The 26128-nt window shown below is 67.1% G+C and carries 28 protein-coding genes and 2 pseudogenes; 13 read left to right on the top strand and 17 right to left on the bottom strand.

Features of this window, described 5'->3' with window-relative positions:
- Window positions 1-13: 13 nt before the first annotated feature.
- Together ACLKOY_RS14005 and ACLKOY_RS14000 are read right to left on the bottom strand one after the other, a co-directional pair.
- Window positions 14-313, bottom strand: coding sequence for a DUF1330 domain-containing protein (locus tag ACLKOY_RS14005; RefSeq protein ID WP_436454195.1), 300 nt, complete (start codon window positions 311-313; stop codon window positions 14-16).
- Entirely contained in the window at window positions 310-1344 is a 1035-nt protein-coding gene (locus ACLKOY_RS14000) for a zinc-dependent alcohol dehydrogenase family protein (protein ID WP_436454194.1), read from the bottom strand. Before ACLKOY_RS14000 ends, ACLKOY_RS14005 begins: the two co-directional genes overlap by 4 nt.
- 220 nt (window positions 1345-1564) lie before the next feature.
- Between ACLKOY_RS14000 and ACLKOY_RS13995 the strand changes: the two genes are divergently transcribed.
- On the top strand, window positions 1565-2341 hold the full coding sequence (locus ACLKOY_RS13995; protein WP_436454193.1) for an SDR family NAD(P)-dependent oxidoreductase: 777 nt from the start codon (window positions 1565-1567) through the stop codon (window positions 2339-2341).
- Between the two features lie 71 nt (window positions 2342-2412).
- Complete coding sequence (locus ACLKOY_RS13990; RefSeq protein ID WP_436454192.1) at window positions 2413-3276, top strand: alpha/beta fold hydrolase; 864 nt, start codon at window positions 2413-2415, stop codon at window positions 3274-3276.
- A gap of 25 nt (window positions 3277-3301) precedes the next feature.
- Here the strand turns inward: ACLKOY_RS13990 and ACLKOY_RS13985 are convergent.
- Window positions 3302-3619 (bottom strand): annotated as a pseudogene (locus ACLKOY_RS13985) (NADP-dependent oxidoreductase); the annotation flags it as partial.
- A 72-nt stretch (window positions 3620-3691) separates the two neighbouring features.
- Here ACLKOY_RS13985 and ACLKOY_RS13980 point away from each other — a divergent pair.
- Complete coding sequence (locus tag ACLKOY_RS13980; protein ID WP_436454191.1) at window positions 3692-4354, top strand: hypothetical protein; 663 nt, start codon at window positions 3692-3694, stop codon at window positions 4352-4354.
- Window positions 4355-4668: 314 nt separating this feature from the next.
- Here ACLKOY_RS13980 and ACLKOY_RS13975 read toward each other — a convergent pair whose 3' ends face one another.
- Entirely contained in the window at window positions 4669-5382 is a 714-nt protein-coding gene (locus ACLKOY_RS13975) for an alpha/beta fold hydrolase (protein WP_436454190.1), read from the bottom strand.
- 157 nt (window positions 5383-5539) lie between these two features.
- On the opposite strand from ACLKOY_RS13975, the gene ACLKOY_RS13970 reads away from it, so the two are divergent.
- Window positions 5540-5785: a hypothetical protein gene (locus ACLKOY_RS13970; protein WP_436454189.1), complete on the top strand. Its 246-nt coding sequence runs from the start codon at window positions 5540-5542 to the stop codon at window positions 5783-5785.
- A 22-nt stretch (window positions 5786-5807) separates the two neighbouring features.
- Here ACLKOY_RS13970 and ACLKOY_RS13965 read toward each other — a convergent pair whose 3' ends face one another.
- Window positions 5808-6407, bottom strand: coding sequence for a TetR/AcrR family transcriptional regulator (locus ACLKOY_RS13965; RefSeq protein ID WP_363574158.1), 600 nt, complete (start codon window positions 6405-6407; stop codon window positions 5808-5810).
- Window positions 6408-6521: 114 nt separating this feature from the next.
- Here ACLKOY_RS13965 and ACLKOY_RS13960 point away from each other — a divergent pair, with 114 nt between their 5' ends.
- Entirely contained in the window at window positions 6522-7469 is a 948-nt protein-coding gene (locus ACLKOY_RS13960) for an alpha/beta hydrolase family protein (protein ID WP_436454188.1), read from the top strand.
- A gap of 21 nt (window positions 7470-7490) precedes the next feature.
- Here ACLKOY_RS13960 and ACLKOY_RS13955 read toward each other — a convergent pair whose 3' ends face one another.
- The 5 genes and pseudogenes from ACLKOY_RS13955 to ACLKOY_RS13935 all read right to left on the bottom strand — a co-directional run bounded on the left by ACLKOY_RS13955 (window position 7491) and on the right by ACLKOY_RS13935 (window position 13335).
- Window positions 7491-7958 (bottom strand): universal stress protein, encoded by a 468-nt coding sequence (locus tag ACLKOY_RS13955; RefSeq protein WP_436454221.1) that lies wholly within the window; start codon window positions 7956-7958, stop codon window positions 7491-7493.
- A 26-nt stretch (window positions 7959-7984) separates the two neighbouring features.
- Window positions 7985-8644, bottom strand: a complete 660-nt coding sequence (locus tag ACLKOY_RS13950; protein WP_436454187.1) for an RraA family protein — start codon at window positions 8642-8644, stop codon at window positions 7985-7987.
- Window positions 8641-9657: a DUF5996 family protein gene (locus ACLKOY_RS13945; RefSeq protein WP_436454186.1), complete on the bottom strand. Its 1017-nt coding sequence runs from the start codon at window positions 9655-9657 to the stop codon at window positions 8641-8643. The genes ACLKOY_RS13950 and ACLKOY_RS13945 overlap by 4 nt, the downstream gene beginning before the upstream one ends.
- 16 nt (window positions 9658-9673) lie before the next feature.
- A pseudogene (locus ACLKOY_RS13940) lies at window positions 9674-10410 on the bottom strand (flavodoxin family protein).
- Between the two features lie 87 nt (window positions 10411-10497).
- Window positions 10498-13335 (bottom strand): AAA family ATPase, encoded by a 2838-nt coding sequence (locus tag ACLKOY_RS13935; protein WP_436454185.1) that lies wholly within the window; start codon window positions 13333-13335, stop codon window positions 10498-10500.
- Window positions 13336-13407: 72 nt separating this feature from the next.
- Here ACLKOY_RS13935 and ACLKOY_RS13930 point away from each other — a divergent pair, with 72 nt between their 5' ends.
- Entirely contained in the window at window positions 13408-14235 is an 828-nt protein-coding gene (locus ACLKOY_RS13930) for a MerR family transcriptional regulator (RefSeq protein ID WP_201471006.1), read from the top strand.
- A gap of 30 nt (window positions 14236-14265) precedes the next feature.
- Here the strand turns inward: ACLKOY_RS13930 and ACLKOY_RS13925 are convergent, their stop codons facing one another.
- Window positions 14266-14829, bottom strand: a complete 564-nt coding sequence (locus ACLKOY_RS13925) for an NADPH-dependent FMN reductase (RefSeq protein WP_201471005.1) — start codon at window positions 14827-14829, stop codon at window positions 14266-14268.
- 217 nt (window positions 14830-15046) lie between these two features.
- Between ACLKOY_RS13925 and ACLKOY_RS13920 the strand changes: the two genes are divergently transcribed.
- On the top strand, window positions 15047-15442 hold the full coding sequence (locus ACLKOY_RS13920; protein WP_201471004.1) for a GNAT family N-acetyltransferase: 396 nt from the start codon (window positions 15047-15049) through the stop codon (window positions 15440-15442).
- A 72-nt stretch (window positions 15443-15514) separates the two neighbouring features.
- Window positions 15515-16417, top strand: coding sequence for a type II CAAX endopeptidase family protein (locus ACLKOY_RS13915; RefSeq protein ID WP_363574140.1), 903 nt, complete (start codon window positions 15515-15517; stop codon window positions 16415-16417).
- A 79-nt stretch (window positions 16418-16496) separates the two neighbouring features.
- On the opposite strand, the gene ACLKOY_RS13910 is transcribed toward ACLKOY_RS13915, so the two are convergent.
- The 5 genes from ACLKOY_RS13910 to ACLKOY_RS13890 form a co-directional block, all read right to left on the bottom strand.
- A complete protein-coding gene (locus tag ACLKOY_RS13910; RefSeq protein ID WP_436454184.1) occupies window positions 16497-17801 on the bottom strand; it encodes a glutaminase in 1305 nt (434 codons plus the stop codon).
- 28 nt (window positions 17802-17829) lie between these two features.
- Window positions 17830-18753, bottom strand: coding sequence for a CPBP family intramembrane glutamic endopeptidase (locus ACLKOY_RS13905; RefSeq protein ID WP_436454183.1), 924 nt, complete (start codon window positions 18751-18753; stop codon window positions 17830-17832).
- A gap of 79 nt (window positions 18754-18832) precedes the next feature.
- Entirely contained in the window at window positions 18833-19714 is an 882-nt protein-coding gene (locus ACLKOY_RS13900) for a VOC family protein (RefSeq protein WP_436454182.1), read from the bottom strand.
- Window positions 19711-20376: an NADPH-dependent F420 reductase gene (locus ACLKOY_RS13895; protein ID WP_201471000.1), complete on the bottom strand. Its 666-nt coding sequence runs from the start codon at window positions 20374-20376 to the stop codon at window positions 19711-19713. Before ACLKOY_RS13895 ends, ACLKOY_RS13900 begins: the two co-directional genes overlap by 4 nt.
- Window positions 20373-21473, bottom strand: a complete 1101-nt coding sequence (locus ACLKOY_RS13890) for an LLM class flavin-dependent oxidoreductase (protein ID WP_436454181.1) — start codon at window positions 21471-21473, stop codon at window positions 20373-20375. Before ACLKOY_RS13890 ends, ACLKOY_RS13895 begins: the two co-directional genes overlap by 4 nt.
- A gap of 55 nt (window positions 21474-21528) precedes the next feature.
- On the opposite strand from ACLKOY_RS13890, the gene ACLKOY_RS13885 reads away from it, so the two are divergent.
- The 4 genes from ACLKOY_RS13885 to ACLKOY_RS13870 all read left to right on the top strand — a co-directional run bounded on the left by ACLKOY_RS13885 (window position 21529) and on the right by ACLKOY_RS13870 (window position 24276).
- Window positions 21529-22047, top strand: coding sequence for a MarR family winged helix-turn-helix transcriptional regulator (locus ACLKOY_RS13885; RefSeq protein WP_436454180.1), 519 nt, complete (start codon window positions 21529-21531; stop codon window positions 22045-22047).
- Between the two features lie 79 nt (window positions 22048-22126).
- A complete protein-coding gene (locus tag ACLKOY_RS13880) occupies window positions 22127-22462 on the top strand; it encodes a MerR family transcriptional regulator (RefSeq protein WP_201470997.1) in 336 nt (111 codons plus the stop codon).
- A 72-nt stretch (window positions 22463-22534) separates the two neighbouring features.
- On the top strand, window positions 22535-23617 hold the full coding sequence (locus ACLKOY_RS13875; RefSeq protein ID WP_436454179.1) for an LLM class flavin-dependent oxidoreductase: 1083 nt from the start codon (window positions 22535-22537) through the stop codon (window positions 23615-23617).
- The gene (locus ACLKOY_RS13870) at window positions 23614-24276 is read left to right on the top strand and encodes an NAD(P)H-binding protein (protein ID WP_201470996.1); all 663 of its coding nucleotides are present in this window, start codon (window positions 23614-23616) and stop codon (window positions 24274-24276) included. The genes ACLKOY_RS13875 and ACLKOY_RS13870 overlap by 4 nt, the downstream gene beginning before the upstream one ends.
- A 4-nt stretch (window positions 24277-24280) precedes the next feature.
- Here ACLKOY_RS13870 and ACLKOY_RS13865 read toward each other — a convergent pair whose 3' ends face one another.
- Entirely contained in the window at window positions 24281-25033 is a 753-nt protein-coding gene (locus ACLKOY_RS13865; protein WP_201470995.1) for an SDR family NAD(P)-dependent oxidoreductase, read from the bottom strand.
- A gap of 71 nt (window positions 25034-25104) precedes the next feature.
- On the opposite strand from ACLKOY_RS13865, the gene ACLKOY_RS13860 reads away from it, so the two are divergent.
- A complete protein-coding gene (locus ACLKOY_RS13860; protein ID WP_236571318.1) occupies window positions 25105-26085 on the top strand; it encodes an AraC family transcriptional regulator in 981 nt (326 codons plus the stop codon).
- Window positions 26086-26128 lie beyond the last annotated feature (43 nt).

The raw sequence follows: 26128 nt of genomic DNA, 5'->3' as shown, positions 1-26128 counted from the left end.
GTGACGCAGCAGCTCAGGCCTGCGCGGCCACCCCGTCGACGAGCACTGCGCGGTAGGTCGCGCCGCGGAAGCGGTCCTGCGCCACCTTCTGATACGCGTCGCTGAAGTACCACTTCTTCGCCGACTCCCGGTCGGGGAACTGCAGAACGACCACGCCCTCGATCGGAGGGCCCTCGAGAACTTCGTGGGGGCCGTAGTCGACGAGGGCGGTGACGGGGTGTCCCTCGAAGGTGCCGTCGGCGTGTGCCGCATAGCGGTCGAGGGCCTGCTGATCCTCGGTGGTGTCACGCTCGAACACGATGTACGCGGTCATGCTGCCGAACCTTCCTCTTCTGAATGCGCCGTGCGCGCGGGAAGCGAGACAGTCGTGCCGGCCACATCGATCGCGACCTTGCCGTGGAGCACGTACGACCGCCTGTTCTCCAGGAGCTCATGGGCCTCACCCACCCGATCGAGAGGGAGGATCGCACCGACGACGGGCTTCACGAGTCCCCGCTCGACGAGGGCGGTCAGCGCATCCAGCTTCCCGCGATTCTGCCGCGTGAAGACGAAGTGATAGGCAGCGTTCACCCCCCACGCCTCGATGAGATTCTGCGGCTGCGCGATATCGACGATGGTCACGACCCGTCCGTAATCGGCGAGTGCGAGGGGACTCCGGGTCAGGGCGTCGCCGCCGATCGTGTCGAGGACCACGTTCACACCCTGCCCCTGGGTGATGTCGGCGACCGCGTCGACGTCGTCCGTCGCGGCATAGTCAAGTGCGACGTCCGCGCCGAGAGAGCGCACGAAGTCCAGATCAGCGGCCCGCGCGGTGGTGATGACCCGCGCGCCGATGGCCTTCGCCACCTGGATGGCGATCGAGCCGACCCCGCCGGCTCCGCCGTGGATCAGGATCGTCTCGCCGACGGTGAGCTGCGCACGAGTCACGAGCGCCTCCCAGACGGTCCCGCCGACGAGCGTCAGGCTGGCCGCCTCGAGGTGGCTGATGTTCGCCGGCTTCCGGCCGACGAGGTCGACATCGGCGACGTGCTGCTCTGCGTACGATCCCGGGCCGCCGAAGATCTGAGGGGTGTAGTACACCTCGTCGCCGACACGGAATTCGGTCACGTGGGAGCCGATCTCCTCGATCACGCCGGAGATGTCGTGGCCGGTGATCGCCGGCAGGGGCACATGATCGGGGTAATCGCCTCGTCGGATCTGGAAGTCGAGGGGGTTCACGGCTGTCGCATGGACACGGACCCGCACCTGGCGCGGTCCGACAGGCGGCACGGGAACGTCTTGCAACTCGAAGGCGTCGGCTCCTCCGAAGCGGGTGAGCACGACGGCTTTCATCTGATCGGTCATCTCTGGTCCTTCCGACTCGGGGCGAATGATGAGCCGCGACGGTGAGGCATTGACCCAGTGTGGTCGTCGGGGAGTCTCTCCACCAGTGGCGAGAATGCCAGTATCCGCGAGGATAACGCCATGCTTTCCATTCGCGATTGACCCGGTGCTCACCACACGGTCTTCAGTGGTCGTACCGGTACTTCAGCAGACCGCGAGGGAGCGAACGAGAGGCAGCACCATGACGGAAAACCGACGGGAGAGAGTCGCCATCGTCACGGGCGCGGGAAGCACTGCGGGGATCGGATTCGCATCAGCGCGTCTGATCGGCGCCGCAGGAAACCGCGTAGTGATCACGTCGACCACGGATCGCATCTTGGATCGCGTCGCGGAACTGCGCGATGTCGGCATCCGCGCAGAAGGCGTAGTCGCAGACCTCACCGAGCAGGCCGGAGTCGACGCGGTGGTCGCGCGCGCGACAGACGCTTTCGGCGACGTGGACATCCTCGTCAACAACGCGGGAATGACCGCCGTGTCCGACTCCCACGGCTCAACTAGGGGCGGAGGCGGGTTCCTCGGCCACTGGCACGCCTCGCTCGATCGCAACCTGACGACGACGTTCCTGATGACGCGCGCGGTCACGGGGCTCATGGAGTCGTCCCGTTACGGCCGCATCGTGAACGTGTCGTCGGTGTCGGGACCCGTTGCGGCGTACCCCGGCGATACGGCCTATCACGCGGCGAAGGCGGGCATCGTCGGATTGACCCGCTCGACAGCGATCGACCTGGCGGCGGCGGGTATCACGGTGAACGCCGTCGCTCCAGGTTGGATCGACACCGCGTCCGCCTCCGAGAGAGAACGCCGCATGGGCAAGGCCACACCCGTCGGTCGGTCCGGCACCGCAGAGGAGGTCGCGTACGTGATCGCGTTCCTCGCCGGTGAAGGGGCGTCCTATATCTCGGGGCAGCTCATCACCGTCGACGGAGCCAACTCCATCGCCGAGGAGCGCGGGCGGTGACAATTGCCCTTGAGTGTGTGGCAGGAACAGGGGCTTTGCTGGGAAGGTCCGTCCGAACGAAGGGATTCCTGATGACTGTCCATCACCGCACCGTGCTCGTCAACGGCTACGAGGTCTTCTACCGGGAAGCGGGTCCCGCCGAAGCACCCGTACTGCTCCTGCTGCACGGCTACCCGACCAGCTCGCACATGTTCCGGCATCTGATCCCCGCCCTCGCCGGCGACTACCGGGTGATCGCGCCGGACCACATCGGATTCGGGCGGTCGGCGACGCCGTCACTCGACGAGTTCCCCTACACGTTCGATGCATTGACCCAGGTCACACGCGGGTTCCTCCGCGAGGTCGGCGTCACCCGCTACACCGTGTATGTGCAGGACTACGGCGCCCCGATCGCGTGGCGCCTCGCGCTCGCCGATCCGGATTCCGTCGAAGGAGTCATCTCGCAGAACGGCAACGCCTACGAGGAGGGCTTCGTCCCGGAGTTCTGGGCGCCTATCTGGGCGTATCACGACGATCCCTCTGACGAGAACGAGCGCGCGTTGCGCCCGGCGCTCGAGCGGGAAGCCGTCGAATGGCAGTACCTGCACGGTGTGCCCGATGCGACCCTTGTCGACCCCGACGCGTGGGAGCACGACCTCGCCCTCCTCGCCCGACCGGGAATCGATCGCGCACAACTGCATCTCTTCGGCGATTACGAGAACAACCGGGCGCTCTACCCGTTCATTCAGGAGTGGCTGCGCACCAGCGGAGTGCCGGTGCTCGCCGTCTGGGGCCGCAACGACGAGATCTTCGCCGCGGCCGGCGCTGAGGCCTTCCGGCGGGACTCACCCGACGCGCGCATCGAGCTCCTCGACGCCGGGCACTTCGTGCTGGAGTCGAACCTCGACGACGTCGTGCGGATCATCCGCGACTGGTTGAGCACCCGCGCAATCTGAGTCGCGAGCGCTCGGCCCATCGAAGTCATGGCACGATGACCACGACTTTGCCGCCGCCCGCGGCCAGCTCGTGCGCCTTGGCGATGGAAGCGAGTGGGAGCACCTGATCGACGCGCGGCGAGTAGAGGCCCCGGTGGCCGAGATCGGCGGCGCGTTCGAGAAGAGCCGAATCGTTGACAGCATCCACGGCACGGATGCCGAGCTTCGAGGCACCGCCCTTGTCGGCGACGGTGACGACGCGCGCCGCGTCCCCCACGATCGCGAGCAGCTCGGGAAGCGACGGCGACGGGGCGGCGTGCAGCGCCGCGTGCACTCCGTCAGGCGCCAAGGCGGCGACACGATATGACACGGTGTCACCTGTTCTCATGACACCGGCGCACTACTCGCTCGATGAGGGACGGAGTGTGATGGATGCATGACCACTCCGCAGACCTCCATCGTCCATCCCGAGCGCGTGCGCTTCTGGCGACGACCCTTCCGGGTCGTGCGCGAGAACATGCGCGTCTACCTCATCCTCAACGCGGCGGCCTACGGCCTCGCCCTCATCGGGTTCGTCGCCGGGCTTCTCTTCCCCGACCTCGTCGCTGCCAAGGCCGCCGGGCTGGAAGCGGACGGCACCGGCGAACTGGTTCGCTGGCTCTTCAACACTCCCCCGCTGTTCGCCCTGGCGATCCTCGGCGTCAATGTCTTCCGCCTGAGCGCCCTGACCATCGTGCTGCCCTCGCTCATCGTGCCGTTCGCCGGGCTCGCGTTCTTCGGGTACTGGGCGGTGACCACCGGAATCACGATCGTCCAGACCACGCCCGCGGGATGGGTCGCCATGATCCCGCATTCCCTCACCTTCGCGATCGAGCTGCAGGCATACATCCTCCTCCTACTGGGCGCGTTCCTGATCGGCAAGTACTGGCTGCTCCCACGCACCGCGCCGGCGAAGAACCGGCGCCAGGGCTATCTGCGTGGCCTCCGCCAGCTGGGCCTGCTCGCGCTCCCGGCGCTCGTGCTGCTGATCATCGGCGCCGTCTGGGAGGCGTACTCGCTGCGCTACCTGGTGGGTCCACTCGGGCAGCTGCTGCTCTGAGACGCGCACCTGCGCGCCGTCCCGGCCGCCCTGCGCAGCACCTGAGAACCGCGCCGTCAGGCCGGGTTCCGGCATCCCGCCGCTTCAGGGCGCGGCTGAGGAGGATCTTCCCGATCGCCGCCGCGATGAGCAGACCGATCGCCACGTGCTGCAGAGCGCCGGCGCTGAGGAAGAACCCGGACACTCCCCAGGGGAGCGTCTTGAACAGACCGAAGTCGAAGTAATGATATCCGACGTATGCGAGGAACAGCATCGCGGAGAGAAGGATCACGGCGTTGAGGACGAGGTTGAGGATCTTCATGCTGCCAGCCCGCTCAGCCCAGTTCGGCGATCGCCTCGCCGATGAGGTCGGCGACGGCTTCCGGGTTCGAGACCATGACCGAGTGCGACGCGCCGTCGATCTCGACGGTCTTCTTCGAACCCGCCCGATCGGCCATGAACCGCAGCCCCTCGGCGGGGATGTTCTTGTCTCCGGTGCCGAACATGAACCACGACGGAAGCCTCTTCCAGGCCGGCGTCACCGACGGCTGAGCCTCGCCGAGTGCGAAGTCGCGGATGGGGCGCTGCGTCGCCGCGGCGATCCGAGCATCCTCGATGTCCACGTCGGCCGCGAACTGGTTCGGGAACAGTTCGCGGTCGACGACGAGGTCGTTGGTGCCGTCTTCGAGCGGATAGGCGCGAACTGTATCGCCGAGGGTGCTGCCCTCGAACTGCCCGGTCAGTCCGAGCGCCGTCTCCCCCTGGTCGGGAGCGAACGCGGCGACATAGACGAGGCCCTTCACCGCATCGCTCCCCACGGCGGCTTCGGTGATCACGGCGCCTCCATAGGAGTGACCGACCAGGAGCACGGGCCCGCCGACCGACTCGACAGCGCTGCGCACGTTGGCGGCATCGGTTGTCACGCTTCGCAGGGGATTCGGCGTCGCGAACGCGGAGACTCCACGCTTCTGCAGGGCGCGGATCACACCGCTCCAGGTCGACGATTCGGCGAAAGCGCCGTGGACGAGGACGACTGTGATCTCGGTCATGAGTTCTCCTTCGAAGGGCTGCGCGAGGCAGAATGCAGCCATGGAACACCGTGTTGCTGCCACATGGTCAACTCCTACTGCGAACCGAGGCGGGTGGTTCGTTCGCCGCGACACGAACGCTTGACCATGTGGCAGCAACATGATGTGAAGTGACCTCATGACGAACAACGACGGTCAGCACTGGTTTCAACGCTGCAGCAAGTCCGCGCAAGAGTGGCTCCTCCACAACCCCGGGATGCCCCTGACCACAGACGCCATGGACGCCGTGATCGGAGCCGGTGGATCGCTGGTCCGTCGGTCGGCATCGGGCGACCCGCAATCGGAGGTTTACTATCTTCACCCTTCCGACAGCGCCTATCTCGTCGAGCTGCGAGCGGCCGGCGTCGCGGTGGGTAATCGATAGACCGGGGAAGTTCCCGAGTCGATCACGCGGCGGGGTCGTCGGTTCCCGAAGCCAGGACTCCCGAGATGAGCAGCTGCACGAGGGCATCCGCGTCGTAACGGGGGTCGGCGGCCGCACCGATGCAGAGATTGCCGATCCCCTTGAGCACGCTGTACGCATCCACTGAGTCCGCCGCCTGCGCTGGATCGAGCGCAGCGTCGAGGAGCGAGCCGCAGACCGGAACCAGACGGTCGACGAAGTAGGTGTGCAGGGCGCGGGCGTCTGCGCCCGTTCCCTGCAGGGCGCCGGCGAGGCCGTGCTTGGTGACCAGGAAGTCGACGAACAGCGCGACCCAGGCTCGAAGCGCCGCCTCGGGCGTCGCGCTCTCTGCCAGCAACCGGGGGCCGGCATCGGCGCACGCCTCCACCTGATGCCGATACACGGCGACCACGAGGTCGGGCCGCGTCGGAAAGTGCCGGTAGATCGTGCCGACCCCGACGCCGGCGCGCGCCGCGATCTCCCGGACCGGCGCATCGACACCCGATTCCACGAAGACGGATGCTGCAGCGTCGAGCAGCAGCTGAGCGTCACGGCGCGGTCGGCCCACCTGGCGTCCGGCGTCCCCGATCTGTTCGTCCGACATGAACTCTCTTTCCGCGCGCACCATCGACTTGCATTACGGATCACCGTTCCGTAATGTTATGGATCGTTGTTCCGATATCAGTATCGCAGGTCAGTCAGTCCGGAAAGGCATTTCATGAGTTCCTCTGTCGCGCACACCCTCGACGCCATCCTCGGCGCGGGGGCTCCGGTCGTGTCGGTCGCCCCCGTCGAGCTCTCGGCCCCCGGCCGCCCCGTCCCCCTCGAAGTGCGAGTGTCGGCACCGGCATCCGGCACCGACCTCCCGATCGTGCTCTTCTCGCACGGCAACGGATGGAACCTCGACGGCTACGCACCACTCACCGCCTTCTGGGCCTCCCGCGGCTTCGTCGTCATCCAGCCGACCCACCTCGACTCCCGACGGAACGGGTTCGGGTTCGACCATCCGGTCTTCCCTTCGATCTGGACCGAGCGGATCTCGGATCTCACCCGTATCCTCGACCAGCTCGACGCCATCGAAGCGGCCGTACCGGGCCTCGCCGGCCGGATGGACCGCAGCCGAGTGGCAGCGACCGGACACTCCTGGGGCGGACAGACTGCTCAGGCCCTGCTCGGTGCGCGGATCCTCGACGAGACAGGAGAGCTCGGTGACGACATGTCCGACAGTCGTGTGAGTGCGGGCATCCTCTTAGCGGCGACCGGCCTCGCAGGCGATGACCTGCACCCGTTCGCGCAGGCGAACTTTCCGTTCATGCGTCCGTCGTTCGCTGAACTCACCACACCGACCCTCGTCGTGGCGGGCGACCACGACCAATCGAAGATGTCGAGCCGCGGACCCGACTGGTTCACCGACGCCTACACGCACAGTCCGGGTGCAACCGACCTCCTCACCTTCTTCGGTGCCGAGCACGGACTCGGTGGGATCGTCGGCTACGAGGTCGCGGAGACGACGGACGAAGACCCGCAGCGCGTCGCCGTCATCCAGCGACTCAGCACCGCCTACCTCCGAACCGCGCTGCACGTCGATGAGAGCAGCTGGCCCGCTGCCCGCGCCGCATTCGGCGACGGCGTCGAGCCGATCGGTCGGGTCGAGAGCAGGCGCTGAGCGCTGCAGCGCCGCGACTCGTCACGTCAGGGTGCGGCTCCGCCAGGGATGCACCACTCCGGTGGGGACGATGACGACGGGGCGCGACTGGTGGCGGGCAAGCCTGAGCGCGACCGAACCGTTGAGGAATTCGCGAACGGCCGCGCCAATCTCGTCCCGACGGGTCCCGATCACGATCATCGATGCTTGTGTCCGCTCGGCGAGATCGTGCAGTGCCATGGCGGGGTCGCCGACGCGCTGGAGAACCGTCCAGCGCGCCGGCGAGTCCGTCAGAGCCAGGTCGGCCTCGGCCTGGACGACGGCAAGATCTCTTCGGCCGCGCCGCAATGCTTCGCTGACCGCCGTGCCGGGAGCGGCGCCGTCCGGATCCAGAGCGTCGATCACTCGGCTCGTGTCGATGTGGGCTACGATGAGCGGCACACCCGTCGCCACCGCGAGCGCGCTCGCGTGTCGCAGGACTGCGGGGTCCCCTCCGGGAATGTGCCCCACGATCACTGCACCGTCATACTCGGGCGTCACGATGTCGTCCCTCTCATGTCTTCGGGGCGCTCGACGCGGATCCGCTCCACCGCGCGCGCATCCTCCTCATCCACGCGGTGCGCTTCGGCGAGGATGTCGTCGATGCTTCCTGCCGGGATGACCACCGCGCCGGCGGTATCCGCATAGATGTAGTCCCCGGGGACGATCGTGACGCCGCCGACCTCGACCGCGACGTCCGCTGCGTACGGCATCACGATGTTCCCGCCCCACTGCGTCGCCTCACCGCGGCACCATGTCGGGAACCCGTATTCAGCCAACTGGGCGAAATCACGCAGGCGCCCGTCGGCGAGCACACCCGCGATCTCATGCTGATCTCCACGGGAGAGTTTCGTTCCCCCTCCGTGGGATGTCTCCGGGTATCCACCACTGGAGAGCACCAGAACCCGGCCCTTCGGGGCCGAACCCAGGGCTCGGTAGAACAAGTGCGCGAAATCCGTCGGGGGAAGATCGTCGCGGTAGGGCATGAAGGCCATGGTCGCCGCCGGACCGAACAGTGCCCGGCTCGGGTCCGGACTCGTCAAGGGCAGGAGGTGGGCCCGGTGCGGGTGGATCCGTCCCATCGCATCCACCAATGCCGCGCATCCCAGTTCTGCGGCTCGAGCGGCGCGGTCGCCGTCGTCGTCGTGAGCTTTCATTCGGACCGTTCCTTCGTCAGTGACTCATGGGGTGCTCGGTCGCGTGACAGCGCCGGCGGCGACCGGGTGCGACGGACGTGGTCCCATCGGCTCGGATCGTCTTCCAACATGTCCCTGTCCCAGCCGCCGTGTTCCGCGGCGGCCTGGTACGTGCCGTGCAGGAAATCGAGCACCGCGCCATCCGGATCCTCCGCGTCGACCACCGCTTCGTACGGCAGCAGGAACTGACCGTTCTCGACGCTGTAGTACGCGCCGTCCACACCGATCGGGCGCTCCGCGAAGCCCTCGGGCTCCGGGTAGGCGTACGCGTAGAACGCGCCCTGGTCTCCCCCGCCGGGCCAGAACCCGCAGCTGAAGAGCTCCTTCGAGTACCCCTCCACCATCACCCAGTCACCCACGTTCGGTGCACCGCCGGGATGCTCGGGCGCGTCTCTGCCCGAGAATCGGGTGCAGGCGAGGTCCATCGACCCCCAGAAGAAGTGGACAGGGCTGACCTTGCCGACGAAATGCGACCGGAACTCCTCCATGATCCGATGCGCCTGCATCAGCTGCTCCCAGAACAGGCGAGCCGCAGCCGGGTCGTAGGACGCGTGCTCGGTGTCCTGCGCGAACGGGATCGCGGGTTCGACTTCGTTGGGCCCGGACGAGATCTCCGCGTCGATGCCCAACTCGCTCAGAGCGCGGAGAACCCGGGTGTGGAATCCCGCCACCGGCACCGCCTCCAGCCGGATGGTTCGCGATTCGCCGTCACTGCTGCGGAGCCGGAGCCGATGGTCGATGAAATCGAACTCGAGATCGAACAGACGTCGACCCGCGGGGATGCTGCCGGTCGCCAACCCCCGAGGGGTGACGTAGAGCGTCACCTGCCACCAGTGGTTCATCAATGGCGCATGCGCGAGTCGCACTTTGCCCACGATCTGCGTCCACATGTGCAGCGTGTCGCGAGTCGCCGTCCAGTCATCGACTCTCAGCCGCGGCCAGCCCGTGGTCGCCATGGTCGTGTCCGTGCTCATGTTCTCTCCGTCCCGGTCAGCGGTATTCAGGGTTGTACTGGTGCGGGGAGCAACCCGCCTCCCACTCGCTGCGGCGGTTGCCGTATGCGGGAACGCCTCCCGCGCTCTTGAGCATGGCCGCGAGGTGCAGCAGGTTGTACGTCATGAACGTCGTGTTGCGGTTCGTGAAGTCGTTCTCCGGGCCGCCCGACCCCGGATCGAGGTAACCCGGTCCGGGTCCGGCCTCGCCGATCCAGCCAGCGTCGGCCTGCGGCGGGATGGTGTAGCCGAGGTGCTGCAGGCTGTAGAGCACGTTCATCGCGCAGTGCTTGACCCGTCCTCGTTGCCGGTGATCAGGCAGCCCGCCACTCGGCCGTAATAGGCGTACTGGCCCGTGTCGTTGAGCTGAGCGGAGCCGCCGTAGAGCCGCTCGATCACCCGCTTCATCACCGAGCTGTTGTCGCCAAGCCAGATCGGACCGGCGAGGACCAGGATGTCGGCGGTGAGCACCTTGCGAGCGATCTCCGGCCACTCATCGACATCCCAGCCGTGCTCGGTCATGTCGGGCCATACACCCGTCGCGATGTCGTGGTCGACCGCGCGGATCTCCTCGACGTGCGCGCCATGATCGCGCATGATCTGGCTGCTGATGCGGATCAGCCCATCCGTGTGGCTCGGCTCGGGCGACCGCTTGAGGGTCGCGTTGATGAACAGCGCCCTGATCCCTTCGAACCGCGGCATCGTCGCACCGTCATCCGAACTCGTATCGATCATCAGAGACACCTTCCTCGCGCCAGCGGACCGGCTCGCCTGTCAGTGAACCCTGTGTTCTCAGAACACGGTCAAGCGCGAGGTGTCGGTCTAGGGGGGAAGAAGACTCTTCAACTGTCGGCGAGAGGTGATGCTCAACTTCCGGAAGATACTGCGCAGGTGTGCATCGATGGTCCGTTTGCTGAGGAAGAGCTCCGTGCCGACCTCGCGAGACGTCGCGCCGGTGGCCACCATCCGGGCTATCTGCAGTTCGTGCGCGGTCAGCGCGTCTGTGGGTCGATCCGAGCCTCGGCGCGGGTTCTCGCCGGTGGCGAGCAGTTCGCGAGCGGCGCGCGCGGCGAAGGCACCGGCGCCCATCTCGGTCAGCGAGTCGTGCGCGATGCGGAGCTGCTCGCGCGCATCCTGACGTCGTCCACTCCGTCGCAACCATTCGCCGAAGACGAGGTGCGAGCGAAAGAGGTCGCCTTTCACACCGGAGGCGGACAGCTGTTCGATCGATTCCCGATAGTGCGCTTCGGCGCTGTCGTCGGTGGCGACCAGAGCCCGCGAACGCGCGGCCAGCCCGAGTGCCCAGGGCGTACCGCTCGCCTCCGCACGCGCGCAGAACTCTTCCAGCGCCGACTCCGCGAGCTTCCGCTCGTCGGCGCGAACGGCTGCTTCCACGAGCTCGGGAAAACTGATGCCGCTGTTCGAGAACTCGTGCGTCCCGGTGGCTCGAACGGAGGCCTCCACCGCGGCGGGGTAGCTCCCTCGGCCGTTGTGCAGGACTGCCAGCGCGTAGTTGGCGGTCGCGGTCAATGTGCCGCCGTTTCGCGTTCGCGCCCGCTGGCCGCATTCGGCGTAGAGACGTGTGGTCTCCGCCTCCTGTCCGCGCCAGGCGGCGACGATGAGGCGCGCGTAAGGCTGCGCCACCGCGCCTGTCGCGTGCGAGATGGCGGCGCCCTCCTCCGCCAGTTCGCCCGCCTGTCGAAGGTCGCCGCAGAGCGCCAGGGTCGCGGACAGCGCCGCCAGCGCGCCCGGCAGCGTGGTCAAGGCGCCAGCCTCTCTCGCGAGGCGAACGTTGCGTTCGGCGAGCATACGCACGATCTCGTCGTCGAAGACCGCGGCCGCCGCTCGGGCGGCCGACCACATCCATCGTCGACTTCCCATCTGGCCGATCGCTTCGCCGTCGAAGCCGCGGTCGCGAAATGCCTCCACCGCGCGTCGCACCACGGGCACGCCGGCGGCGTACCCGTCGGTGAAGGCGACGACGAGTCCGTCGAGCAACTCATCCGCGGGCGAGGGCCGATCGGGCGCCGGCGGCGCCGCGAGAGCAGCCGCAGCGACCTCCTTCACCCCTCGCTTCTCGCCGGATCCGCCGATGATCATTGCCGCGTCCAGTGCATGCAGGTATGTCTCTCGGGCGAGCGAGGCGTCCAGCGGCGCGAGAGTGCGGGCCGCGTCCAGCAGCATCCCCGGTGCGTCCCTCCCCTCCGTGCGGTGGAATGCCAATCGTGCCCGGAGCAGCTCGAGCCGAGCGCGTTGCAGATCGTCGAGCGGTCCCATCTCAGCGATCGCCGCCAGCGTCAGCGCCGCGTCGAACGCCCCCGCGTCATGCTTGGCGTGCGCTGCCTCGAGAGCCCGTCTCGCGCGGGCGACGGGTCGGGGGGAGATCTCCGCCGCGCGTTGGAGGAACCCGGCCGCGGCCGCCGCACCACCCCGCGCGAGCGTGCGCGCGGCCGAGAGCTCGAGCTCGGTCGCGGCGCCCTCATCCACGTCCGCCACTGCCTCCGCACGATGCCAGGCGTGACGGTCGGGGTCCACCCGCTCGTCGGTCGCGGCTGCCAGCGCCGCGTGGATGCGGCGCCTCTTCGCCGGGGCGGCCGCCCGGTACACCGCTGAACGCACGAGCGGATGACGAAACGACACGCGTGCGCCGATCTCCAAGAGCCCCGAGGCTTCGGCCTCTTCGCCCGCCGCGTGACCGGTTCCGAGGATGTCCAGCGCCCGCCAGAGCAGTCGGGCATCTCCGGTCGGATCGGCTGCAGCCACCAGAAGCAGTGTCTGAGCATCGGCCGTCAAACCTGCCGATCGTCGTCGGAACGTCTCCTCGACGCGTCGCGGTACGCCGGCGACCCCCGGTGACTCGAACCCGCCGGCCCACTCCGCCGACCTGATGTTCTGCGGCAGTTCGAGCAGCGCGAGAGGATTCCCTCGAGCCTCCGCCAGGATTCGATCGCGCACAGCATCGTCGAGCGGTGCGTGAACACGCTCGTCCAACAGCATCCGCGCGTCGCTGTCGACGAGGCCCGCGAGGCGCAGCTCTGGTTCGAGATCGGTGAAGGCGAGAACCTGGCCGACAGCGACATCACGCAACGCGAAGACGACGGCGATTCGTTCCGCCTTCAACCGCCGGACCACGAACGCGAGCACGCCGGCTGACGCCTGGTCGAGCCACTGTGCGTCGTCGACGAGGCAGAGCAGGGGGGTCCCCTCGGCGACCTCGGTCAGGAGGTTCAAGGTGGCGAGTCCGACGAGGAAATGATCCGGGGCGGCGCCCTCGCGAAGGCCCAATGCGACCTCGAGGGCTGCCTCCTGTGGTGCGGGAAGCGCGCCGACGCGATCGAGCATCGGCTCGCAGAGCTGGTGCAGCCCAGCGAAGGCGAACGGCGTCTCGGACTCGACCCCTGTGCACTTCTCCACTCGGAATTGCGATGACGATGCCGACTCGCGAGCGTAGCCCAGCAGCGCGCTCTTCCCGATACCGGCCTCCCCGCGCACGACGAGTGACCTGCTGCGTCCGTTTCTCGCCGAGTCCAGCAGGTCTTCGATAACCGCGCGCTCCGCGCGACGCCCCCAGAGCTTCGTCAGGGTCTGCTCCCGCCGGGTCCGTCCGTGCCTGTCCTTGAAATAGGGTACCCGGGCACCGGCACCCTGTCTGATCTGCACGGGCTCCGCCGCAGTCGAACTAGGCAACTTCCGCCGACGCGAGTGGAAGCGCGGCGGAGCGAACCTGATGACATGGAAGCGATACGAGGGCGGGCCTCCGGCGGAGGAGCGTCAGGAGATGCCATTGCATGGAGTACGCGCGAACTCGCAGACCTGGCCGGAACGACCCTCAACACCGTTCGGCACTATCACTCGCTCGGTCTCCTGGATCCACCCGAACGCAGTCGCAACGGCTACAAGCAGTACCAGGTCACGCATCTCGTCAGGCTCTTGCAGGTGCGTCGCATCGCCGAGCTGGGGGTACCTCTCTCGAAGCTCGAAGCCGCCCGCCGTGACAGCACCGGGCTAGGGGCGGAGCTTCGGCAGACGGACGCCGATGTCGCAGCCGAGATCGAGCGCCTGTCCCGCGTGCGGTCCGATATCGCCGCGATACTGGACGTTCGAGCTCCCGTCGACGCGCCTCGAGGCTTCGAGGCCTTCGCCGCGAGGCTCTCCGAGTCGGACCTCGCGCTCATCCACATCTGCAGCCGCGTATACAGCGCGAGCGGATCATCCCGCCTAAGAGAGATGGTCGCGGAAGAACCCCACGCTCTGAGGCGGGAATTCGACGCGTTGGCGTGCGACGCGGACGAGGCCACGCGGCAGCTCCTGGTACGCCGGATGGTCGCTGAGACCTCGAACTGGCGATGGGCTGAAGCTCTTTGGTCGTCGGAAGAGTTTCGATCCCCTGACCTCGCTCGGGAAGAGGCTCGGAGGACGGTCGTCGCGTCGGTGAACGAGTTCTACAACCCCGCCCAAGGCGATGTGCTCCGTCGCATCTCCTCGTCTCTGCGAGACGCACCCCTCGAACACCGAAGCCGACCCGGCGATGCCCCGTCGCTCTTCGACGTCGTCGCCTGACTCAGAGAGGACGCCGGACTGCGAGGCGACTCACGACACGCGCAGCGGCTTCAGTGCCGTCGTCCACGATTCGAGCTGGTCGAACAGCGTGTCCGCCGCCGCATCGTGATGCGGGGCAGGAGTGAAGGTCGAGTAGTTCTCGAAGTCGGTTGCGAGGGAGAAGCTGAGCTGTTGACGCACATGGGCCATCTGCAGTTCGCTGGCGATTGCGCGGAGGTGCTCGATCGCTCGGGCGCCGCCGACGCTGCCGTAGCTGACGAAGGCGGCTGCCTTGTTGTTCCACTCGCCATAGAGGTAGTCGATCGCGTTCTTCAGCACGCCCGAGATCGAATGGTTGTACTCGGGCGTGACGAAGATGTACCCGTCGTACTGGGCGATCTTCTGCGCCCACTCCTTGGTGTGCGCGTTGGCGTACTGCCCCATTGCCGGCGGCAGGGCCTCGTCGAGGTGCGGGAGCGGGAAGGCAGCGAGGTCGATGAGCTCGTAGGCGACGTCGCGACTCTCGGCGCGGTCGAGCACCCAGCGCGCGACCGCCTCGCCGTTGCGTCCGGGTCGCGTGCTGCCGAGGATGATGCCGATGCGGATGCTGCTCATGTTCGTCTCCTGAGGGCGATGGCTTCGAGCGGAACGCTCGCTCCCTGCAGTCGACACCATGTCTCAGGAACCGAGTCAACCCGCCCACCACAACGTTCATGTCGGGGGTTGACTAGGTCCTGGGAACACAGTCTTGAGTGATACGGAGGCGCACACCTTCATCGGCGCCCCCGCATCGAGAACGTCGAGAATGACGTCGAGCACACGAGAGACTCTCATGACCCGCGAACTCACTGACGCCACAGGATCGACAGTATTCATCGAGTTGGTCGACAGCGCGCGGATTCGGTCGTATTCGATCCGCCTCGCCTCCGTCTCCTCGCCTGCCGGCCGCGCGGACTTCCTGGAACCCGAGTCCGACGAGGCCGTTCGAGTCTTCTTCCACACCGAAGTCGACCCCGAGTTCAGCGGGCGCGGTCTGGCGACTCAGCTGATCCGCACTGCTCTGGGAGACGCGATCGAAGAGAACATCGTCGTAGTCCCCGTGTGCCCGCTCTTCGCCGCCTACCTGCGCAAGCACGGCGCGGCCTACCTCGCGGAGGGAGGGAGGTTCCGCGTACCGCGACGAGCGGATCTGGCACTCGTCAGCCAGGCTGCGCGGGCCGAACGATGAACTGCCGCGTTCGGCGGACGACTGCCCACTCCGCAAGAATCCTTCCCCACTGAAACAGAGAGCGACAACGCCATGGCACAGACCAACACGGCCGTCGAGTATCACCGTGTACTCGTCAGCGACAAACGCCGCATCGGGCGCGGCATCCTCGCGCTCGTCCTCCTCATCGGCGGCATGCAGGCATTCATTTTCGGGCTCGGAATCGTCGCCGTCCTGATCGATGCAGCGATCGGGACAGAGTCCCGGGCCGGATACACCCCGCTGCTCAACGCCGTCGGCGCGTTCTCGGTGGCTCTGCTCATCCCGTGGAGCATGCTCATCCAGCGCTGGCTGTACGGGGTGCGGGGCGGGTCTCTGTCGTCGGTTCTGGGGCACTTCCGCTTCGATGTCTTCGGCCGTGCCCTGATGATCCTGCTCCCCGTGACCGTGGTGGTGCAGATCGTCTACTACTGGGCCCCGTTCCCGCAGACCACCTGGGCATGGCACGAGCTGCTCGTGCTCGTCGCCACCGCCCTCGCTCTGACCCCGTTCCAGGCCGCGGGTGAGGAGTACGGCTTCCGCGGACTCATCCTCCGCGTCGTCGGCAGCTGGACCCGCAACGCCCGTCTCGGACTCGTGCTCGGCATCATCGTCTCCAGCGTGCTCTTCGCCCTGGTCCACGTCTCCACCAGCGGTCTGTTGAACGTCTGGTATCTCATCTTCGCGGTCGGCACTGCCTGGATCACCTGGCGGACCGGTGGGCTGGAGATCGCCATCGTGCTGCACGCGGTGTTCAACACGACGCAGTTCGTGATCGATGCCGCCCTGCAGATCGATCCGACGGTCGCGACCGACCGGTCCGCCGGCGCGATCGATGCGAGCGTCCTCATACCCGTACCGCTCATCATCGGGGCTGTCATCGTGGTGGCGATCCGCACTCGCCGCAGCGGAACCGCCCTGACGGCGGGATCTGTGCACGACAGTAGCGCCACCTGACGACGCGGCCGGTTCACGTGGGCGGCACGTGAACCGGCCATCGATCGGCTCCCACGGTTCGCGGCGTCTGCAGTGACGATCACATGCGAGCCGTCAGGCGATCCTCGCTGGCGGATGCGAGAAGCAGCCTCGGCACGACGTCGATGGAGCCCGCATCGGCGAGGTGCTCTTCGGAGACGACGGATTCGGGGTCGATCAAGATCACGCGGCACCCGTCGATGATCAGCCTTCGGGCGAGTTCCATCAGCATCCGCTGTGCCACATCGTCGATCGACGACACCAAGGTCAGGTCCAGAGCCACAGTGTGTTCGCGCGGAGATGTGTCGGCCACTTCGCGCACGATCCGCTCAGCGCCGGCGAACCGGATTCCGCCCTGCAACTGGACGACTCGCATCACGTCTGCGCCGTCACCGACGATGCGATGCGAGCGGACGACTGCTCGCGCGGCCGGAGGGACGGACATCAGGTGCAGTCCCATATCGGAGGAGAACCGGTCGAACAGCTTCACTCCCCGAACGCTGTTGCCGTGCCGATCGAGACGTGGGGAGAACGTCGCGATGCCCACCTGACCGGGAAGTGCACCGATGAGACCGCCGGCGACGCCGCTCTTCGCCGGGATACCGACCTGCGTCACCCAGTCCCCGGCCGCGTCATACATGCCACAGGTCGCCATCACGCTCAGCACCTGGCGGATCACTGACTCGTCGACGATCTGCTCGCCGGTCAAGGGATGACGTCCGTGGTTCGCCAAGGTCGCGGCCATCATCGCCAGATCTCTCGTCGTGACCAGTACCGAGCATTGACGGATGTACCCATCGACGACAGCGCGCGGGTCTTCTTCGAGAATGCCGTAGCTGCGCAGCATGTGAGCGATCGCGAGGTTCCGGTGCGCACTCTCCATCTCCGAGGAGCACACGGACTCATCGATCATCAATCTCCGGCCCGCGAAAGCGGAGAGACCGTCGATGACGAGCTGCGTGCGTTCGTGCGCATCTCCGCCAGGCGGTCCGATGAGAGCATGCGTCGCCAGTGCGCCCGCGTTGATCATCGGGTTGAACGGTCGACCCGTCCCCACCTCGAGAGAGATCTGATTGAACGCCTCACCCGAGGGCTCCACACCGACTTTCCCCAAGACCTCGTCGAAGCCTCGCCCCGCTAGAGCGAGCGCATAGACGAAGGGTTTCGAGATCGACTGGATCGTGAAAGGCACGTCGACGTCTCCCGCCCCATGAACCGTTCCGTCGGCCATGGCGAAGGCGGCGGCGAGATTCTGCGGTCGTGCGTTCGCGAGCTCCGGAATGTAGTCCGCCAGAGAACCGGATGTATCGGATGCCACATCCTGAATCGCGTCGGTCAGATAGTCCGATACCAGGGAGCCGATCATGCGGAGACCTCCCCTCGGGCGTCGTCGCTCACGCGCGCTGTCGCTTCTTCTTGGCGCGTTCCACCAACCAGACCATGACCACCACCGCGACATTCATCACCATCAGGATGAGGACCGCGGCGCCGGGGCCGGCGCCCACTCCTCGGTCGATCGTCGTCGACTCGCCCCCGGCGAAGAGGGCGTTCACGATGCCGACGAGCAGATTGTTCGCGACGTGGAAGGCCATGGCCGCTTCGAGACCCCCGCTGAGGAGACCCATGATCGTCGTGCAGGCGGAGAAGACGAACAGGTAGCTGACGAGCCACGGATCCAGCGTCACGTGAACGGCGGTGAACAGCACACCCGAGACGAGGATGCCGAAGATGACGGCGAGGCGGGTGTTGCGGAACCAGGATCCGGCGGCCGGGATCAGCACGCCGCGGAAGGCGATCTCCTCCCCCGCGGACTGCAGGGGAACGCCGACGAGACTGACGAGGATGATGGCAATCGTCGTCGCTCCGACGGCGAACGCGCCGCGTCCCATCGAGCTGGGCGCGACGAGCGAGGTGACCAGGGTCACCAGCCCGACGAGGACGGCGGACCCTAGCAGATAGATGCCGACTCGCCGCCAATCGAAGGCTCGACGGTGGCGGAACACGGCCCGCCACGACACCTTGGCCATGGCGGCCACCAGCATCGTCATCAGCACGGCGGTGATCGCGGTGCTGATGCCCGTCGCGGCGATCGAGAGGGGGGTGAGAGAGGGCCGGTTCGGATCAGCCGGCCCTTCGATCGCGACGACCCCTTGGAAGACGATGATCTGGACAAGGAGAAGCGTCACCGGGATCGCGATGAGGACGATGATCGACTTCCACCGCGCCATGCGGAAATGGACGCCGAAGGGACGATCGGGAAGGGCACCGGAAGCGACAGACCGGTCTTCTCGGTCGGTCGGAGCATTGTTTGTCGTCATAGCGTCAGCCCACACCATGTCGGTGGGACACAGTCAAGACGCACGCACCCAGGTCCTCGCCGCACCTCGTGCTCTCGAATCACGCCGAGGCTCGCGCCAGGACGGTGTTCTTCCACGGGTCGTCGAAGGCGAGCGTCGCGCCGTCGTCGCGCACGGCGACCCCGTGATGGCGCAGCCGCTCCCCCAGCTCGCCCAAGTCGTCCGCGCCCGGCAGCTGAAGGTCGACACGACCGAGCCCGAGCGACGGCATCCGGGGTCCTGCTCCTCGCGAGTTCCAGACATTCATCGCCATGTGATGGTGGTATCCGCCGGCGCTGACGAACAGCGCCGACCCCTGATAGGCCGCCGTCTCGTCGAAGCCCAGCGCGTTCACGTAGAAGGCGCGAGCGGACGCGACGTCTCCGATCGACAGGTGCACGTGTCCGACGGATGCCGCCTCCTGAGCCGTGCCGCCGGACGCGGCCTCTTCGGTGAGGTGCTCCCGGAGGAAGGCATTCGGGTCGAGGAACAGTGAGCCCATCTCGATCTTCCCGTGGGTCCACGACCACTCGGTGCGCAGGCGGTCCCAGTACAGTTCGACGCCGTTGCCCTCGGGATCGGTGAAGTAGAACGCCTGGCTCACGAGGTGGTCGGCGCTGCCGGAGAACGTATGCGCCGCCTTGCTCGCCACCGAGTAGACGGCGGCAGCGAGCGCCGCCTGCGACTCGAACAGGATGGCCGTGTGGAAGAGCCCGGCCGACCCCTGCGGAGCGTGACGCAGAGCCGGGGTGTGCTCGAGCACGACGATCGGGCGGCCCGCGCGGCCGAGAGTGACGGTGTCGCCCTCGGCCGCGAGGACCTGCAGCGTGACCACATCGCGGTAGAACTTCGTCATGCCGTCGAGATCGCCGACGAGCAGCGTCACCGCACCCATGGCGGTGCCGTCGGCCAGGTGATCGGATGCCGGGGCCAAGGCGCTCATGCGACCTCCTGCTCGACGGTGTGGGTCATACCGGTCAGTTCCTTCAGCTCGTCGACGGCGACGTTCGCTCCGAACGCCGGCTTTCCGGGTTCAAGGCCCGCACCGGCGGAGAGGTTTCCGATGATCAGCGGATCAAAGCCCCATCGGTCGATGAGCGCCGCGACGGTCGCGAGGTCGTCCGGTGCATCTCCGGCGAGAGCGATCGCCTTGCGTCCGTCCGCTCCCGACTCCCGCGCCTCGTCTTCCAGGTCGTGGTACCCCATGTGGTTGAACGCCTTCACCACCCTCGCGCCGAGCAGGAACTGCTGCACGGCCTCACTCGACGAGACTCCCGCCTCGAGCACCGTGTCGCGCGGGCCGTCGACCTCCCACCAGTGGTTCATCGCATCGACGACGAGCGTGCCCACCAGATCGTTCACCGGCAGCGCCCAGTACTTGCTGAGCGGCAGCGCGAGGATCACGACGTCCGCTCGCCGGGCCGCTTCATCGGCGCGCACCGCGGTCGCACCGGGAGTGAGCACTTCGGTCGACAAGGAGATCTTCGCGGGATCTCCCGAGCCGGCGATGAGCACGCAGTGACCGGCGGCGAGCGCCAGCCGCGCCAGAGCTGTGCCGACCTTGCCCGCGCCGAGGATGCCGATGGTCTCCGTGGCGCGCGTCATCGCACGACCTCCGGCACGTGTTTCTCGGCGAGGAGCTCGCGGACGCGCGGGATGACCTGTGTGCCGTACAGCTCGACCGAGCGCAACCGTGCGGATGCCGAGACCGTGCCTGCTGCGGAGTAGATCATGTCGAAGCGGCCGACGTCGAGGGTGCGGATCGACCGCGCGATCTTCTGCGCCACCGTCTCGACCGAGCCCACGTACATCGACCCGTCGACGACCTCGGAGTCGAACTCCTCCCGGCGGATGGGCGGCCATCCGCGGTCCGCGCCGATGCGGTCGCGGATCACCCGGTAGCCCGGGTAGAACAGTTCCTTCGCCTCCTCGTCGGTCGCGGCGACGAAGCCGGGCGAGTGCATTCCCACCGGCAGTGCGGGCTGACCGAGCTGTTCCGCGGCCTTCCGGTAAAGGTCGACGTACGGCGCGAACCTCTCCGGCTTCCCGCCGATGATCGCGAGCATGAGTCCGAAGCCGTAGTGCGCCGACCGCAGCACGGATTGCGGCGATCCGCCGACCCCGACCCACGTCTTCAAGCGCCCGGATTCCGTCTTGGGATGCACGTCCGCGTCGCGGAGTGCGGCGCGGGTCGTGCCCTCCCAGGTGACGGGCTTCTCGTCGAGGAGACGGTGGAAGAGGTCGATCTTCTCCTCGAACAGCAGCTCGTAATCCTTCAGGTCGTAGCCGAAGAGCGGGAACGACTCAGTGAACGAACCGCGGCCCAGGATGACCTCGGCGCGTCCGTTCGACAGCGCGTCGACCGTCGCGAACCTCTGGAAGACCCGCACCGGGTCGTCGGACGACAGCACCGTCACGCCGGACCCGAGGCGAATGCTTTTCGTCGCGGTCGCGATGCCGGCGAGCACCGTCTCCGGGCTGGAGATCGCGAACTCGGGTCGGTGGTGCTCGCCGACGGTGATCGCGTCGATCCCGGTCTCGTCGGCCAGCATCGCCTCGTCGACGACGGCACGGATAGCCGCAGCGGGGGACATCACATCGCCCCTGTCGTCCAGCGGCAGGTCTCCGAAGGTGTCGATGCCGAACTCGATGGTCGACGGTTCGCTGTTCACTGTTCTCTCCCATGGGTGTCTAATTGACATCTACATCATTCCAGAAGTGATTCACGTGTCAATTAATTCCCGAAGGGGGAGGGCGATGGGCACACCTCGACGCGGTGAGCTTCCCACGAGCGAGCAGTTCGCCGTCTGGCGTTCCTACATCCAGACCGTCGAGATCCTGCGCGCTCGCGTGCAAACAAAGCTCCACGCCGATTCCCGGCTGTCCGAAGGCGACTACAAGGTGCTGCTCGAGCTCAGCGACGCCGAGGGGAAGTCACTCCGTTCGTCCGAGCTCGCTGCCCGCATGGAGTGGGAGCGCAGCCGCGTATCCGGTCAGCTCGGTCGCATGGAGAAGCGCGGGCTCATCCGACGTGAGCCGTGCGTCGACGATGCCCGCGGGTCGCACGTCACCCTGACCGAGGAGGGCGCTCGAACCTTCCGAGCGAGCACCCTCCCCCACTTGCAGGCCGTGAAGACCTATTTCGTCGATGCCTTCACCGACGAGCAGCTCGCCCGCATCGACGAGACCACCGCCGCGCTCCGCGCGCATCTCGATCTCCCGCCGCTGCCCGGCCCGGCCGAGCGATGCGGGCCTGGTTCGGAGGCGAGGAGTTGACTGCGTTCCAGGAACACGGTCTCAGATGGTGCTGACGTGAGCGCGGTCCGACACCGCGCTGGAGGAGGGACGGCAGCAGATGGCGTGGAGCACGCGAGAGCTCGCCGAGCTCGCCGGAACGACCCTGAACGCCGTTCGTCACTACCATCGCGTCGGAATCCTGGATGAGCCCGACCGCACGAGCAACGGGTACAAGCAGTACGAGGTGAGACATCTCACACGCCTGATCCTCATCCGCCGGCTCCGCGACATGGGCGTTCCGCTCGACCGGATCGAACAGGCCAGTTGCCCCGACTCGACTGAAGCCGCGCTCGGAGCGATAGATGCAGAGCTCGCGGAGAACATCGACCGGCTTCAGCGATCTCGGTCCGAGATCGGTGCGATTCTGCGTGGATACGCGAACGACGGTGCTTGACCCGGTCGCAGCAACATGGTGTCCACTGACCGTGAGCCGGAGAACGGTCCGGTCGTGAGGAAGGAGAAGGACATGGCGATGACGCCTGTGCAGTTCGGGGTCGACAGCTTCGCAGATGCGATGACCGATCTCTCCGGTCGGGTGCTCAGCGACGCCGAGACGCTGCGTCGCACCGTGGACCAGGGCGTCCTCGCCGAGGAGGTCGGACTCGACTTCTTCAGCGTAGGAGAGCACTACCGATCGGACATGCTCGACTCCGCTCCTCCCGTCATCCTCGCCGCCATCGCCGGGAAGACCTCTCGGATCCTCCTCGGCACGAGCGTGACCGTGCTGTCGACGCAGGACCCGGTTCGCGTGTTCCACCAGTACTCGACACTAGACGCGGTGTCGGGCGGACGAGCCGAGCTGGTCGTGGGCCGCGCCTCGACCATCGACTCGTTCCCGCTGTTCGGGTTCGACCTCACCGACTATGAGAACCTCTTCGAGCAGAACCTCGAACTCTGGGTCAAGCTCATGCGGGAGCATCCGGTCACGTGGTCGGGCACCACCCGAGCGACGCTCGAAGCGCAGACCCTCTATCCGCGTGTCGAGGGCGGCTCGCTGCCCACGTGGGTCGGCGTCGGCGGCAGCCCCGATTCGGTCGTCCGGGCCGCTCGTCACGGCCTTCCGCTCATGATCGCCATCATCGGGGGGAAGCCGACGCGATTCGCCGGACACGTCGAGCTGTACTACCGGGCCCTCGCGCAGTTCGGTCGCGAGCAGCTCCCGGTCGGACAACACGCCATCGGGCACATCGCGCCGACGGATGAAGAGGCCGCCGAGGCGTTCTGGCCCGCGTGGGAGACCACGATGACCCGCGCCGCCGGGGAGCGGGGATCGCGTCCGCCGACGCTCGAGTCATACATGCACGAGGTCGAAGAAGGAGCCTTGATGATCGGCTCACCCGAGACGGTTGCCGCGAAGATCGCCGACTGCGTGCGCGCGCTCAATCTCAGCCGGTTCGATTTCAAGTACGCCCTGGCCCCTCTCCCCTGGGAGCACGGCAACCGGTCGATAGAGCTGTACGGGCGCGAGGTCGTCCCTCGCGTGCGCGAGATGCTCGGCGACTACGCCCCGGCCGAGCGGGTGTCGACGTATGCGGAGGCCGACTCATGACGCCTCCGCGCACGCTCATCCTCGGGGCCACAGGTGCCGTCGGAGGCCGGCTGGCAGGACTCCTCGTGGAACGCGGCGCCGAGGTGACCGGTCTCGTCCGCACTCGCGATCAGGAGAAGAGCCTGGAAGATCGCGGCATCCGGAGCATCCTCGGCGACCTGTCGACGCTCACCATAGATGATCTCGCCGCCGCTTTCGTCGGTCAGGACGTCGTCGTCTACAGCGCTGGTTCCAACGGCGGAGACCGAGACGTGACCGATGCCATCGACGGCGACGGCGTCGACCGAGCAGCCACGGCCGCCGAACGCGCCGGCGTCCGCCGCTTCGTCCTCGTCTCCGTCATGCCGGAATCGTGGCGCGAACGAGACCTCGAAGACGACGTCGAGTACTACTTCGCCGTGAAGAAGCGTGCGGAGGTCGCGCTCACCGGCCGGGATCTGGACTGGCTGATCCTCCGCCCCTCACTGCTCACCGACGACGAAGGGCGGGGCCGGATCTCTCTCGGCCCCGCCCAGCTCCATCGCAGCATCTCGCGTGAGGACGTCGCGGCAACCCTGGCCGAGATCGTGCATCAACCCGGCCTGCGGCGCCGGATCCTCGAGGTCGACCAGGGTGAGACACCGATCGTGGAGGCCGTACGCGGCAATGTCCCCGACTGAGCGCTCAGACCTGGTTGGTGCCGCCGTCGACGTAGAGGTTCGATCCGACGACGTAGCTGCTCTGCTCGGAGGCGAGGAAGGCCACGACAGCGGCCGCCTCATCGGGGTGGCCCATCCGGCCCTTCGGCACGGTCGCGGCGACGTGGTCCTTCATGGCGCGGGCGGTCTCTTCGTCGCCGAAGGCGGCGGTGCCGCCGGGCGTCTCGATCCAGGCGGGCGAGACGACGTTGACACGGATACCCCGGCCCTTGAGCTCGGTCGACCATGTGCGCGCGAACGAGCGGACCGCCGCCTTCGATGCCGCGTAGGCGCCGAAGGCCTCCATCCCGCGGTCGGCGGCCGTCGAACCGATCAGCACGATCGACGCGCTCTCGTTCAGGAGCGGCAACGCCTTCTGCACGGTGAACAGGAGCCCCCGCGTGTTGACTGCGAACGTCTGGTCGAAGTGCTCTTCGGTGGTCTGCTCCAGTGTCGCGAAGGACCCCACGGCGGCATTCGCAACGAGGACGTCGATGCCGGCGCCGCGTTCCTGGACGGCTGCGTAGAGCCTGTCGAGCGCATCGAGGTCGGACACGTCGCCGACCACCGCGGTGGCCCGATCAGCCCCGATCGCCTCGACTGCGGCTCCCAGCTCCGTCTCACGTCGACCCGTGAGGAACACATGCGCTCCCCCGCTCGCCAGCTGCCTGGCCGTGGCGAGACCGATCCCGCTACTGCCGCCGGTGATCACTGCCGTCTTGCCCTCGAACTGACCCATGACGCTTTCTCCCTTGTCCTTGTTCCTGCCTGACGAATCCATCCTGATTCGTGCGGGAGTACGATCGCTCGTTGGAAATCCTGATCTCTTTATCAATCGTCCAGGAGGACATGATGCTCGGATACGGTGACCCGGTCGCCGACGCGATCGGACTGTTGCGCCCTCGGACCGTCATCGGTCCGAGCCTGCGTGCCTCCGGCGAGTGGGCACTGCGTTTCGGAACGTTCCCCCACGTGCGCATCGGCGGTCTCGTCACCGGCTCCTGCTGGCTGATCCTCGAAGGGCACGAACCTGTCCGACTCGAGCAGGGAGACACCTTCCTGCTCGGCAACCCGCCGGCGTACCGGCTGGCCAGCTCTCCCGACGCCGACCCGCGCCTCGCCGAAGAGGCGTGGGCCGCCGGCGCCGAAGACGATGTCGTGCACCTCGGTGCCGACTCCGAGGAGGACCTCTACCTCTGCGTCGGGCACATCGCGTTCGACGAGGACAACGCGTCCCTGCTCATCGACCTGCTGCCACCGCTCGTCATCGTCCATGCTTCGGATCCGCGAGGCGCACGACTGGCGCAGCTGATCGACATCCTCGCGAACGAGGTGGGCGACAGCGCCGCCGGTGGCCCGCTCGTCGAGAATCACCTCGCGCAAGTGCTGCTCGTGCACATGTTGCGCGTGCACGCGGGGCAGACCGATCGGCCGACGGGGTGGTTGAGCGCGCTCAACGAAGACGGGATCGGAGCAGCGCTCCGCGCCGTGCACGCCGACGTGGCGTACTCGTGGACGCTCAAGGAGTTGGCCGACATCAGTCACATGTCCCGATCGGCCTTCGCGCAATCTTTCAAGAGCCACGTCGGGGTTCCGCCGTTGGAGTATGTCACCCAGTGGCGGATGAGTCTCGCACGCGATGCGCTCGCTCGCGACACGATGCCGATCTCGGACCTCGCCTGGTCGACGGGCTATCTCTCCGAAAGCGCGTTCAGCACCGCTTTCCGTCGCGTGGTCGGCTCCTCGCCCGCGCAGTTCCGCAAGGCGGCTCGGCAGTCGGTGAACGCATGAGTCCGCCGCGACCGCGTGTGCGCGAAGCCGGGCGCCCATTCGA

The organism is Microbacterium sp. K2, assembly GCF_051365005.1.
Classification (GTDB): Bacteria; Actinomycetota; Actinomycetes; order Actinomycetales; family Microbacteriaceae; genus Microbacterium; species Microbacterium foliorum_B.
The sequence above is the reverse complement of the archived record's forward strand: the minus strand, read 5'-3'. Positions and strand labels throughout refer to the sequence as shown.

Bases quoted from the DNA above. Each gene is read 5' to 3' on its own strand.
- ACLKOY_RS14005 (WP_436454195.1), bottom strand. From the start codon at position 313: ATGACCGCGTACATCGTGTTCGAGCGTGACACCACCGAGGATCAGCAG.
- ACLKOY_RS14000 (WP_436454194.1), bottom strand. From the start codon at position 1,344: ATGACCGATCAGATGAAAGCCGTCGTGCTCACCCGCTTCGGAGGAGCC.
- ACLKOY_RS13995 (WP_436454193.1), top strand. From the start codon at position 1,565: ATGACGGAAAACCGACGGGAGAGAGTCGCCATCGTCACGGGCGCGGGA.
- ACLKOY_RS13990 (WP_436454192.1), top strand. From the start codon at position 2,413: ATGACTGTCCATCACCGCACCGTGCTCGTCAACGGCTACGAGGTCTTC.
- ACLKOY_RS13980 (WP_436454191.1), top strand. From the start codon at position 3,692: ATGACCACTCCGCAGACCTCCATCGTCCATCCCGAGCGCGTGCGCTTC.
- ACLKOY_RS13975 (WP_436454190.1), bottom strand. From the start codon at position 5,382: ATGACCGAGATCACAGTCGTCCTCGTCCACGGCGCTTTCGCCGAATCG.
- ACLKOY_RS13970 (WP_436454189.1), top strand. From the start codon at position 5,540: ATGACGAACAACGACGGTCAGCACTGGTTTCAACGCTGCAGCAAGTCC.
- ACLKOY_RS13965 (WP_363574158.1), bottom strand. From the start codon at position 6,407: ATGTCGGACGAACAGATCGGGGACGCCGGACGCCAGGTGGGCCGACCG.
- ACLKOY_RS13960 (WP_436454188.1), top strand. From the start codon at position 6,522: ATGAGTTCCTCTGTCGCGCACACCCTCGACGCCATCCTCGGCGCGGGG.
- ACLKOY_RS13950 (WP_436454187.1), bottom strand. From the start codon at position 8,644: ATGAAAGCTCACGACGACGACGGCGACCGCGCCGCTCGAGCCGCAGAA.
- ACLKOY_RS13945 (WP_436454186.1), bottom strand. From the start codon at position 9,657: ATGAGCACGGACACGACCATGGCGACCACGGGCTGGCCGCGGCTGAGA.
- ACLKOY_RS13930 (WP_201471006.1), top strand. From the start codon at position 13,408: ATGGAAGCGATACGAGGGCGGGCCTCCGGCGGAGGAGCGTCAGGAGAT.
- ACLKOY_RS13925 (WP_201471005.1), bottom strand. From the start codon at position 14,829: ATGAGCAGCATCCGCATCGGCATCATCCTCGGCAGCACGCGACCCGGA.
- ACLKOY_RS13920 (WP_201471004.1), top strand. From the start codon at position 15,047: ATGACCCGCGAACTCACTGACGCCACAGGATCGACAGTATTCATCGAG.
- ACLKOY_RS13915 (WP_363574140.1), top strand. From the start codon at position 15,515: ATGGCACAGACCAACACGGCCGTCGAGTATCACCGTGTACTCGTCAGC.
- ACLKOY_RS13910 (WP_436454184.1), bottom strand. From the start codon at position 17,801: ATGATCGGCTCCCTGGTATCGGACTATCTGACCGACGCGATTCAGGAT.
- ACLKOY_RS13905 (WP_436454183.1), bottom strand. From the start codon at position 18,753: ATGACGACAAACAATGCTCCGACCGACCGAGAAGACCGGTCTGTCGCT.
- ACLKOY_RS13900 (WP_436454182.1), bottom strand. From the start codon at position 19,714: ATGAGCGCCTTGGCCCCGGCATCCGATCACCTGGCCGACGGCACCGCC.
- ACLKOY_RS13895 (WP_201471000.1), bottom strand. From the start codon at position 20,376: ATGACGCGCGCCACGGAGACCATCGGCATCCTCGGCGCGGGCAAGGTC.
- ACLKOY_RS13890 (WP_436454181.1), bottom strand. From the start codon at position 21,473: ATGTCAATTAGACACCCATGGGAGAGAACAGTGAACAGCGAACCGTCG.
- ACLKOY_RS13885 (WP_436454180.1), top strand. From the start codon at position 21,529: ATGGGCACACCTCGACGCGGTGAGCTTCCCACGAGCGAGCAGTTCGCC.
- ACLKOY_RS13880 (WP_201470997.1), top strand. From the start codon at position 22,127: ATGGCGTGGAGCACGCGAGAGCTCGCCGAGCTCGCCGGAACGACCCTG.
- ACLKOY_RS13875 (WP_436454179.1), top strand. From the start codon at position 22,535: ATGGCGATGACGCCTGTGCAGTTCGGGGTCGACAGCTTCGCAGATGCG.
- ACLKOY_RS13870 (WP_201470996.1), top strand. From the start codon at position 23,614: ATGACGCCTCCGCGCACGCTCATCCTCGGGGCCACAGGTGCCGTCGGA.
- ACLKOY_RS13865 (WP_201470995.1), bottom strand. From the start codon at position 25,033: ATGGGTCAGTTCGAGGGCAAGACGGCAGTGATCACCGGCGGCAGTAGC.